Source organism: Vibrio sp. SG41-7 (genome assembly GCF_014164465.1).
GTDB classification, from domain to species: domain Bacteria; phylum Pseudomonadota; class Gammaproteobacteria; order Enterobacterales; family Vibrionaceae; genus Vibrio; species Vibrio splendidus.
In genome coordinates this window covers 1-9656 of the sequence record NZ_JACJFF010000154.1, presented here as the reverse complement: position 1 = coordinate 9656, position 9656 = coordinate 1, and the positions used below count along the sequence as shown (strand labels likewise).

At 42.6% G+C, this 9656-nt stretch carries 8 protein-coding genes and 1 riboswitch; of the genes, 3 read left to right on the top strand and 5 right to left on the bottom strand.

Annotated features, from left to right (window positions below; all coding sequences use genetic code 11):
- Positions 1-135 precede the first annotated feature (135 nt).
- Entirely contained in the window at positions 136-1194 is a 1059-nt protein-coding gene (locus H5300_RS23745; RefSeq protein ID WP_182797061.1) for a hypothetical protein, read from the top strand.
- A gap of 29 nt (positions 1195-1223) precedes the next feature.
- Here the strand turns inward: H5300_RS23745 and H5300_RS23740 are convergent, their stop codons facing one another.
- Positions 1224-2696, bottom strand: a complete 1473-nt coding sequence (locus H5300_RS23740; RefSeq protein ID WP_182797060.1) for a carboxypeptidase M32 — start codon at positions 2694-2696, stop codon at positions 1224-1226.
- 298 nt (positions 2697-2994) lie between these two features.
- Between H5300_RS23740 and H5300_RS23735 the strand changes: the two genes are divergently transcribed.
- Entirely contained in the window at positions 2995-3630 is a 636-nt protein-coding gene (locus tag H5300_RS23735; RefSeq protein ID WP_017077131.1) for a LysE family translocator, read from the top strand.
- 154 nt (positions 3631-3784) lie between these two features.
- Here the strand turns inward: H5300_RS23735 and H5300_RS23730 are convergent, their stop codons facing one another.
- The 4 genes from H5300_RS23730 to H5300_RS23715 form a co-directional block, all read right to left on the bottom strand.
- Positions 3785-5260 carry an aerolysin family beta-barrel pore-forming toxin gene (locus H5300_RS23730; protein ID WP_102495783.1) on the bottom strand — a complete coding sequence of 492 codons (1476 nt, stop codon included), beginning with the start codon at positions 5258-5260 and terminating at the stop codon, positions 3785-3787.
- Between the two features lie 556 nt (positions 5261-5816).
- Positions 5817-6278, bottom strand: a complete 462-nt coding sequence (locus tag H5300_RS23725; protein WP_017082694.1) for a hypothetical protein — start codon at positions 6276-6278, stop codon at positions 5817-5819.
- Positions 6275-7117: a winged helix-turn-helix domain-containing protein gene (locus H5300_RS23720; protein ID WP_182797059.1), complete on the bottom strand. Its 843-nt coding sequence runs from the start codon at positions 7115-7117 to the stop codon at positions 6275-6277. Before H5300_RS23720 ends, H5300_RS23725 begins: the two co-directional genes overlap by 4 nt.
- A gap of 376 nt (positions 7118-7493) precedes the next feature.
- On the bottom strand, positions 7494-8864 hold the full coding sequence (locus tag H5300_RS23715) for a sodium:alanine symporter family protein (protein WP_182797058.1): 1371 nt from the start codon (positions 8862-8864) through the stop codon (positions 7494-7496).
- A gap of 128 nt (positions 8865-8992) precedes the next feature.
- A riboswitch (glycine riboswitch) is annotated at positions 8993-9127 on the bottom strand.
- Positions 9128-9428: 301 nt separating this feature from the next.
- Between H5300_RS23715 and H5300_RS23710 the strand changes: the two genes are divergently transcribed.
- Positions 9429-9587: a hypothetical protein gene (locus H5300_RS23710; RefSeq protein ID WP_004733573.1), complete on the top strand. Its 159-nt coding sequence runs from the start codon at positions 9429-9431 to the stop codon at positions 9585-9587.
- The last annotated feature ends 69 nt before the right edge of the window (positions 9588-9656 follow it).

The window sequence follows — 9656 nt, the reverse complement described above, 5'->3', positions numbered from 1 at the left end:
GGATTAACTATCGTCCGAAAAAGTGTTTGGGGTTCAAGCAGCCAGCTGTCCTATTTAAAGAAATGATGTCGGCTGCTTGAAAATTAAGAGTGTCGCAGTTCGGAGTTGAATTCGGGGATACACCATCCGAAGGCAATGGAAAAAGTAAATAAAGCTCTAGCTGAACTAAAACTTGAAGCTGAAAACAGGAACCGTGTTATTCAACATCGTTTAGATGCTGAGGAGTCTAGAAGACAACAGCTATATGAGCGTGAGCAGAGAAAAGAGCATAATATTGAAAATGCGAAACAGCGATTCAGAGCTGAGATCAAAGACGAACTAGATTGGTTGGGTACTGTTGATAGCAGTTGGATTTTTCGAAATGAACAGCAGAAGCAAAACGTTATCTCTGATTTTTTGAAGTGGGTGAGTGTAGATAAATACTCAGGCTTAGTTAATTTTAAAACCGATGTTGACTGGATTATCGAGTGTCAGCGTGAGCAATGGCAAGCGCTTATCGTTGATCATTTGTATCGAATTGGTGTAAATCAAGATATAAAGGCTTTCGACATAAAGCGCTTTGTTCAGAAAAATGCACCTATGAATTCAAACATGTTGCGATTGAATATGGCTCAATATCAAGCAAGGCAAAAAGCAAAGGCTAACGGGTCACAGACTAACAAGCGTATTGCTTGGTATTTAACGATTGAAGAAAACCATAAGATAATCTCTCCTTTTAAAGTAATACTTGATTACCTTCAGTATTTAGCAATCAACGATGTGGTGGCTACTACAATTGCCCCAACTGTTTTTCAGCTAAGAGATCAAAGCATCGAAGATTTCAGACATAGAATGCAAGAGAGAAAGGAAGAAGCAACAAAACTTCGAGAAGAACGCTTACACAAAGAACGTGAAGCAGAGCTTATAGCAGAGCGAAATAGGCAATTAAGTGCCGAAATGAAGCAGAAGCGGATTCAAGATATGATTGAAGCAGACGAGTTTGTTTTCAACCACCACGGTGGTTATGGTCTAAGGTGTAATAGTTGTCTATTTACATCACCTAAAAATAAGGTGTTAGTAGATTCAAATTGCCCAGTCTGCAATAAAAAAACAGACTACAAAGAAGTGTTCATTACGCAAGATTACCTTGATACTGCGATACATCGATATCAATGTGGGGTCTTGCCTCTGAGAAGCTTAGAACGTTACCCGTAGAGGTAAAGGGCACATTAAGTGCCCTTTTCTTATAAATAACGACTTCTTAAATGATCTTTGAAGTATTGCGCATTCAAGGTTTCACCGGTTGCGCCTTTCACCAAGTCATCGGTGTTAAGCAGGCTGCCTTTACTCCAAATATTCGATTCTAACCAAGTGAAGATAGGTGATAGGTCGCCACTTTCAATCACAGCGTTCACATCCACTGTTTTCTTCATTGAAGCCATGAACTGAGCCGCGTACATCGCCCCTAGTGTGTAAGATGGGAAGTAACCGAATGCACCGTCCGTCCAGTGAATATCCTGCATACAGCCGTTAGTGAAATTACCTTGAGTGCTTAATCCAAGGTATGACTGCATCTTAGTATTCCATAGTTCTGGCACATCGGTGTGTTTGATCTTACCGTTGATCAAGTCACGTTCAATTTCGTAGCGCAAGATAACGTGTGCAGGGTAGGTAAGCTCATCAGCGTCAACACGGATGAAATCTTTTTTCACGCGAGTGTAGATCTTCTGGAAGTTCTCTTTCTCAAACTCTGAACCTGAGAATTGCTGCCCCGCCAAGTTTGCTAAGTGTCCGATGAATGGGTCGCTGCGGCCAACTTGCATCTCGAAGAACAAAGATTGAGACTCATGGATACCCATCGAACGAGCTTCGCCCGCCGGTTGACCTGCTAGATGTTTTGGTAAGCCTTGCTCATAACGCGCGTGCCCTGTTTCATGCACTATACCCATTAAGCTTTGAACGAACTCCGCTTCGTCGTATCGGGTTGTGATACGCACGTCTGAAGGCACGCCGCCACAGAATGGGTGAACACTTTCATCCAATCGGCCGTGTTCAAAATCGAACTGAAGCAGCTTCATGACTTCTAAACCAAGTGCTTTCTGTTTCTCGGTCGAATAGATGCCAGATGGCGCATTAAATTGCTCGCTCGACTGCTTTTCGATCACTTCATCAATCAAGCCTGGAAGCCAAGTTTTAACGTCTGCAAACAAGACATCAAGTGAAGCAGAGCTGGTGCCTGGTTCATAGATATCAAGCATGGCATCATAAGGTGTTAGGTTCGCCGCATCGGCGCGGATCTGCGCTTCTTCACGAGACAGTTCAACCACTTCACGCCAGTTCTTTTCGAATCCAACCCAGTCGTTGTTACCACGTTGGCTACGCCATGCATGTTCACACTTTGAACCTGCTAGAGATTTCGCTTCCACCAATTTTTCTGGAAGTAGGTTAGCTTGTTGCCATTGGCGTTTAATTTCACGCAGAGATGATTGTTGTTCGTTGCTCAGCGCTTCGTTTTCAGCGTCTGCAATCCAATCTCCAAGTTGTGGTTGCGTCATCAACCCGTGAATATGAACCGAAAGCTCGGCCATCGCTTCACTACGCGCTTGGTTACCACCGGCAGGCATCATTGAAGCTTGGTCCCAACCACAAATAGAGGCTAGATGTTGAAAGCGTGAACATTTTTGAGAGTGCTCGACTAGTTTTTTGAATGCGCTCATTTGACTACTCTTAATTTGGTTTCTTTAAATGATCCCTAGGACAGCGTCAGCTTTAAGGTTCATCTCTGGTGTACTTTGATTATGGCTCTGCTTTTTAATGACGCTGACCTTCGCAGTCGAAGATATAGCGATAAAAGCATGAGGCAGTACGATGCCTAGAATTTACTATTTCTTAACAAATTAAACTGTTCCATTGTGCACAAAATCAGTGACTTGTATAGCAGATGGCAATTGTTGCTTGCGAATTGTTCAGATAAGCGGTATTGATGATAGATCGCTGAACAACAATGACAATAATATGGATATTTTGAACTTTGAGGCATTTCTAATTGCCATCACTATTTTAACGCTAACGCCGGGCTTAGATACGGCTTTGGTGATTCGCAACACGAGCCGCTCGGGTTTATCTGACGGTGTAATGACCAGCTTTGGTATTTGTAGCGGCCTCTATGTACACGCCTTTTTCTCTGCTGTGGGTATTTCTGCAATTCTTGCCCAGTCTGCTGAACTCTTTCAAGCCGTTAAGATGGTAGGTGCAGTTTACCTCATCTGGCTTGGCTTAAGCAGTTTACGAGCGTTGATGAAAAACGGTGGTGGTTTGAAGGTCGGTGAACAAGCTCAGCAGGCTTACAGTGCAAAGCGTTCTTTGCGTGAAGGCTTCTTGTCTAACGTTCTCAACCCCAAAACAGCGGTTTTCTATTTGGCCTTTTTACCTCAATTTGTAAACCCTGAAGGTTCGCCTTTATTGCAATCTATGTTGATGGCTTCGGTCCACTTTATGATTGCGATGGTGTGGCAATGCGGCTTGGCTGGGGCACTTAACTCAGCTAAAAACTTGCTCAAGAACGCGAGTTTTATGAAATGGATGGAAGGTGTGACGGGCATGGTGCTGGTGGGGCTGGGTGTTAAGCTTCTGATGGAAGAGCCAGTATAACCTGAACCGTTTTGGATATAGGTTATTGAGAGTCGTCCTAAAGGCTCTACACAATTGAATTAAAAAGAAGAAAGCCCACGTCAGGTTTGTATATAAACACTGCCGTGGGCTTTTTTGTTACTGGTAAATCGAGTGTTAGATGTGAGCCACTGCGTTATTCAACAACGCTAATGTTCATCTCAGCACCTTCAAAACCTAAGTCACTCAACTCATCTGCATTAAAGTTGGTGGTAACTTCGATATCGCCAATGCGCTCAGTGGTTTCGTTGACTGAATCAACACTTCTTTTGCTGCGTAAACTGTTAGTAATTGGTGTTGCTTGGCCAATCTCAATGGTGCCTGCAAATTGAGATTCAGCGTTGAAATCACCGGATACGTAGGAGTGGAATGGGCGTAAGCTTCCTCCAGTCGCGTACTGCATGCTTGATAAACCGGCTTCTTTGATAGCCCAGCCCCAGTCCCACCATTTCGTTTCGCCTGGAATGTATCGGTGATCCCATTGGTAGCGAATATCGGCTGATTCATTGCTGCTGCGGCCCATAGTGAAGGTGTGAGCTTTGTAAGGGCGGTTGTCTGGATGGCTGTGCCATGCGTTACCACCCCAACGTAGGAAGCCGTTAAACTCAACATCGTAGCTGATGTCGGCGTTGAATCGGTACGGATAAGAGATGGTTGAACGATATAGCTCAACTCGAATCGGAAGCTCTGAATTTGCTGGAACCATAGGACGAGCTTGAAGTGTGACTTGCTCGCTCGTGGAGTTACCATTGGTTTCAGCGAAGCTCTGATTCGCTTCTAATTTAATCGTTAGCTTAGTCTCGCCCACCAAAGGCCATTTGAATGTATTCTCTGTTTGAACACTTTCGGAGAACCCATAGCTATTCGTTTTCGACCAATTTGTAGACTCATCGACTTTTAGGTCGACAACGACTTGTTGCGCGATGTCGCTTCTGTTTCTCGCGGTTGCGTAAACCGTTTTAACCAGTTCACGATCGGACTCGACGACATCGCCGTGCCAAAAGTTATTGTCATTAACGGTGTAGGTGAAGTTGTCGACGGTGATCTTAGTCTTTTCGTTACAGCGATAACCATCACAAGAACCACTGTTGTTGCCTTGTATTACCCAAGAGTCACCTGAGCGTTTAATCGTCATGTCCTCACCAACATACTGACTGTTGTTACCGCCAACCCATGCATAACCTAGGTTGTGAGCTAGATAGCTAAGAGGGCGTACAAAATCATTGCGGTTGTTCACTAAGTCATATTCAACGTCTATCTCGCTGCCTTCTGTGACGGCTTTAGCAGAGTAATTTGGTATTTCAGATTGGTCATTGTTCGGATAACAGAACGTCGATCCGCTGTTTGATTGTTTAATTTCGCCATGATAACCAGGCCCCATGATTACCCAGTTTCCTTTTAACCCAGTAATCTGCCAAGTGCCCATACGAGCGACCAAAGCACTCTTCTGCTCTTCGGCTTCATAGCGGTCTAAAGGACGATAACCAGAGCGACATACATCTTCACCAAGTTGGTCAAACACTATTTGGTCCGGGTACACCTTTGCGTTTACACCGGTTGATAGAACAGACAACACTGCGGTTGCTAAGAGACTTCTGTTTATACTAATCATTAACAATTCCCTCGTTTGTAATTTTTCTATTTTGATAATGTTTTGTGTGCCGTGTAGTTAACAAGACAAGTTCACTTTTTCATGTTGATAAATAGATAGATACTGAAAAGGCTTGAATTAATTTACCCTTTGAATTCATCGGGTTGTATTGTTGAATGTGTTTATATGGTGAAAGTGTGTGCAACTTAAAGGAAATTATTTGATGGGGCTCAAACCGTTTTTAGAAAAATAGAGTGTTATAATTTTGGCTTAAACGTCAAAACGCTTTGATGTTATTTCGTTACGCTTGATGTGAATGGTTAAGTAGAAAGCTAGATATAACCATTCACAATGTTCGTAACTTTAAGGCGGTTATTTAACCATAAGGAGTCTAAATCTAGATTGGATATCTTGATGTGCGACCTTTTTAACATTGAAACACTTTAAGTCAGGATCAAGTCGTCATTGTATTACTGATAGATGAATAAAAATAACCATCCGTTTTCTATGTGTAATATCGACAAGGATCGTCATTTGATAATAAAGTAGCGGTTGCTGGTGGCCAAACTGTTCCTAATTATCGCTTAGCCAGAAGTTGTGTTCGGCCTGTATTACACGTTTTTATTATGGCAAATAAATCATTTGAACTTAAGATATCAATCTTTACCGTTAATGGGTCATTGTTGATTAAAAGATAAGGTGACAATAGGCTGTCATTCATTGTTTTATTTATTTTTTGTACAGAGACTAAGTCGATGGTGCCAGATATAGAAAAGAAAAATGATTGAGAAGGGTTCGCTTTTCCTTTGAATCTCAGGACAATCGGGTTAGGCATGTTGTCATCCTGGACTGACATAAGGTGCAGGACTTCGTTGTTACTTATTTTTGTTAATCCATCGGTACGTAATACATTGTCATCCACTATGAAGTCCACCACGCTATGTTGATAGCGATGCTCTTCTTTTGGTTGGGGCGAAGGGATATTCCATATACCAATTAATAAAGCGAATGCGGAAATGAGTGCAACGAATGGCATCATAGCTGGCCTCTCTCTAAGAATAGCGCCAGCTCGGTGCTGGCTTGATCCAATTGTGTTGACGTGTAAAAGATATTGACAGACTGGCGTGTTGCTTTGTTGAGTACGGAGAGTTCTGAATAGCCGGGCTCTTCGCTAACGTACGCCACACAATCACATTGATACTGATAGAGGATGCTTTCTAGCTCAGAAGTCATCGCCATTTCAGGATCTCGGAAAACTTGTACTTGACCAATCCACTGCTCGTTGAGTCGATTAACAGGGTTGATATCACTGAGGTTTCTCTCATTAACTTTAGCGAAAGCCAACAACGAAGATGCCAGCAGCAAACATCCAGTAGTGAAATAACACAGTCTATTTCGGTATGAGCCGACTTGATGATAAGCAGGTGTCGCCTGTTTAGATTCAGATTCATGGCTACTTGCAAGAGAGAGCGCAATACTGCTTTGACTTTGTGAACAGCGATTACCTAGTGAACTGGTATGACTTAGTGATATGTGGTCGCTCACTGGAGTGAGAGGTATAGTGGCTCCAATTTGTGGTTGCGATTCGATCAAGACACAACCATCGATAAGGCGGTAACCAACCTTTGGCACAGTCACGATTGGCGTCTCTTTGATACCGAGCTTAACGAATCCTTGGCGAAGCAAGCTGATACATTTCGCTAGTGACGTATCACCAATGAATTCGCTTCCCCATGCGAAACTAATAATATCTTGCTTGCGCACAATTTCGGGAGATTTTTTAAGTAATAACTCTAAAACGCGAGTCTCACGATATCCTATTTTAATAGAACGTTCGTCGTTATAAATACGGTTTTTAATTGGGTCAAATCTGATCATATAGCCAACATTTTATTTTTATTATAATTCTCTCAAGAGTGTAGATGACTATAAACTGACTCATATGTGAATTAAAGTCACATATTTTATTATGGTGTCTTTTTGTGTGGTTGGAACAAAATGTTTCTTATTCGTTTATGATAAAAATGACGCTATTTAGACACAACCTGTTAAATATAAGTAACATCTAATTAAGCGTTGGTTTTAATAGTGGCCTTTTTATTAGTCTTTGCATTATTTTAATTAGAACAGTCGCCGAATAAATATCTTATTATATTTGTGGGTATATAGGGCAAGTAATAATGTAGTCACTTTAAGTGTTGAATCAATAAAAAAGCCCGCATTTATTGCGGGCTTTGTATTCAATCAATTCAAGTTATGCTTTAACGGCTTCACAATCATTTGAAGAAGTTAAAGGTTTGAAGAATAGCTTTGTTTCTTCGATGACAACGTGGCGTAACAAGATAAGACCGATTAGGTTAGGAATAGCCATTAGGCCGTTCACGATATCCGCCATCAGCCAGATCATGTCGAGCTTTAGGAATGCACCAGAGGCAACCAACGCAATGAAGATGATTTTGTAAGGCAGTACGGCTTTGGTACCTAGTAAGAAAACAACACAGCGCTCACCATAGTAGTTCCAGCCTAAAATCGTTGTAAACGCAAAGAAGATTAAGCCAATCGAAACTAACATTGGACCTAAAGTATCGGCGTTTAAACCCACAGCGAATGCATGAGTGGTCATCGCTGCACCAGAGAGGTCGGTTTGCCAAGCACCCGTTAAGATTAGCGCCAAGCCTGTCATCGTACAGATGATGATGGTGTCAAAGAAGGTACCTGTCATCGAGATAAGGCCTTGCTTCACGCACGAGTCCGTTTTAGCCGCTGCTGCTGCCATAGGCGCGCTACCTAGACCAGATTCGTTCGAGAATACACCACGAGCGATACCTGATTGGATAGCAAGCATGATGCTTGCACCAAAGAAACCACCGGTTGCAGCGGTGTTGGTAAACGCAGAGGTAACCACAAGGGTAATGGCATTCAGTAGTTGGTCGGCATTTGAAACCAGCACGCTCAAACACGCGACGATGTACATAATTGCCATGGTTGGAACCACTTTTCCTGCCACCTTCGCGATAGATTGAATACCACCAAGGGTTACAACTGCCACCAATATCGTAAGAACGACAGCAGACATCTCACGAGAAGCACCAAACGAAATTTGAGTTGCGTCTAAGATAGCGTTGACTTGTGGGAAGGTACCAATACCGAAGCAGGCAACACCTAACGCGAAGACAGCGAACATTACCGCTAAGATTCGTGAGCCGACACCGTATTGCAGGTAGTACATTGGGCCGCCAACCATTTCGCCATTGCTATCGGTTCTGCGGTATTTAACGGCAAGTAGACATTCTGCGTATTTGGTCGCCATACCAAATACAGCGGCAAGCCACATCCAGAATAGGGCACCAGGGCCACCAATCTTAATTGCGGTTGCTACACCAACGATGTTACCTGTACCAATAGTTGCTGAAAGTGCTGTACACAAAGCGGCGAAACTTGATACGTCACCCTTGCCGGATTTGTCTTTGGTGAACACCATTTTTAGCGCGGTTGGGAGGTGTCTACACTGGAGTAAGCCTAAGCGAAAAGTAAAGTAGATCCCCGTTCCCACTAGCAGAATAAGTAGCGGTGGTCCCCAAACGAATTGGTTGATGGTTTGAAGTGTAGCTTGTAGATGGTTCATAGTTTCCCCTTAATAAATTAAAAATTTAAGGAGAAGAGGGAAGGCAGTGCAGATCACAGGGATCGATAGCACTACTTAATACATACGGATTTCTAGATAGAATTCTTTTGTTAATTAAGGCTGTTGCTTTCCACTCCTCTGTCCTTTTGCCTGAGAGTTTCACTTAGCGAATCACTTATAGATAAGTAACGGGCACTAAGCTTGCTCCTTCGGCGACCGCTTGCTACAAAAAAAGTAGTACGGTTCTCTCCAGAGGTTCCTCCAACGACAGTCCTCACTTTTCTGGATTTCTCCAGCACAAAGCGCCTGAAAGATTTACTTCTTCGGCGGGTTTATCTAACTAAATGTTAATATTTAGTTAAAAACCACTCTCCTGCAGTCTTCATCGGAACAATTACCTAAATAATTAGGTAATCTGTAGGCGTATCCTAGATCATATAAAATGTGATGTCAGCTACAAAATATCTGTTTGCTCAAATGTTGTTCAACTAAATGATCAAACAACGAGTCTCTGACGTAACTTGCTTATTTAAATGGTATAAAATAGAGAAACAAGGAGGAGTTATGACTCGATTAATAGCGATTGTTTTTTTATTGGCTTTGGCATTTGTGCTGTTTCGTTACCGGACAAACGAAAAACTGCAAAAATGGGTAGTGATTGTTATCGTTAGCAGCTTCCTTTTGTATACTGCCAGCCTGATGATTTCGGAGTTAACTCGTTAAATCTGTCTGTGAGCAGATAGGATAAACGTGTTAGCAAAGCTCAAGTGCTTCTGGCTTGGGCAATAAGTT

Coding starts and splice junctions, on each gene's coding strand:
- H5300_RS23745 (WP_182797061.1), top strand. CDS start 136: ATGGAAAAAGTAAATAAAGCTCTAGCTGAACTAAAACTTGAAGCTGAA.
- H5300_RS23740 (WP_182797060.1), bottom strand. CDS start 2,696: ATGAGCGCATTCAAAAAACTAGTCGAGCACTCTCAAAAATGTTCACGC.
- H5300_RS23735 (WP_017077131.1), top strand. CDS start 2,995: ATGGATATTTTGAACTTTGAGGCATTTCTAATTGCCATCACTATTTTA.
- H5300_RS23730 (WP_102495783.1), bottom strand. CDS start 5,260: ATGATTAGTATAAACAGAAGTCTCTTAGCAACCGCAGTGTTGTCTGTT.
- H5300_RS23725 (WP_017082694.1), bottom strand. CDS start 6,278: ATGATGCCATTCGTTGCACTCATTTCCGCATTCGCTTTATTAATTGGT.
- H5300_RS23720 (WP_182797059.1), bottom strand. CDS start 7,117: ATGATCAGATTTGACCCAATTAAAAACCGTATTTATAACGACGAACGT.
- H5300_RS23715 (WP_182797058.1), bottom strand. CDS start 8,864: ATGAACCATCTACAAGCTACACTTCAAACCATCAACCAATTCGTTTGG.
- H5300_RS23710 (WP_004733573.1), top strand. CDS start 9,429: ATGACTCGATTAATAGCGATTGTTTTTTTATTGGCTTTGGCATTTGTG.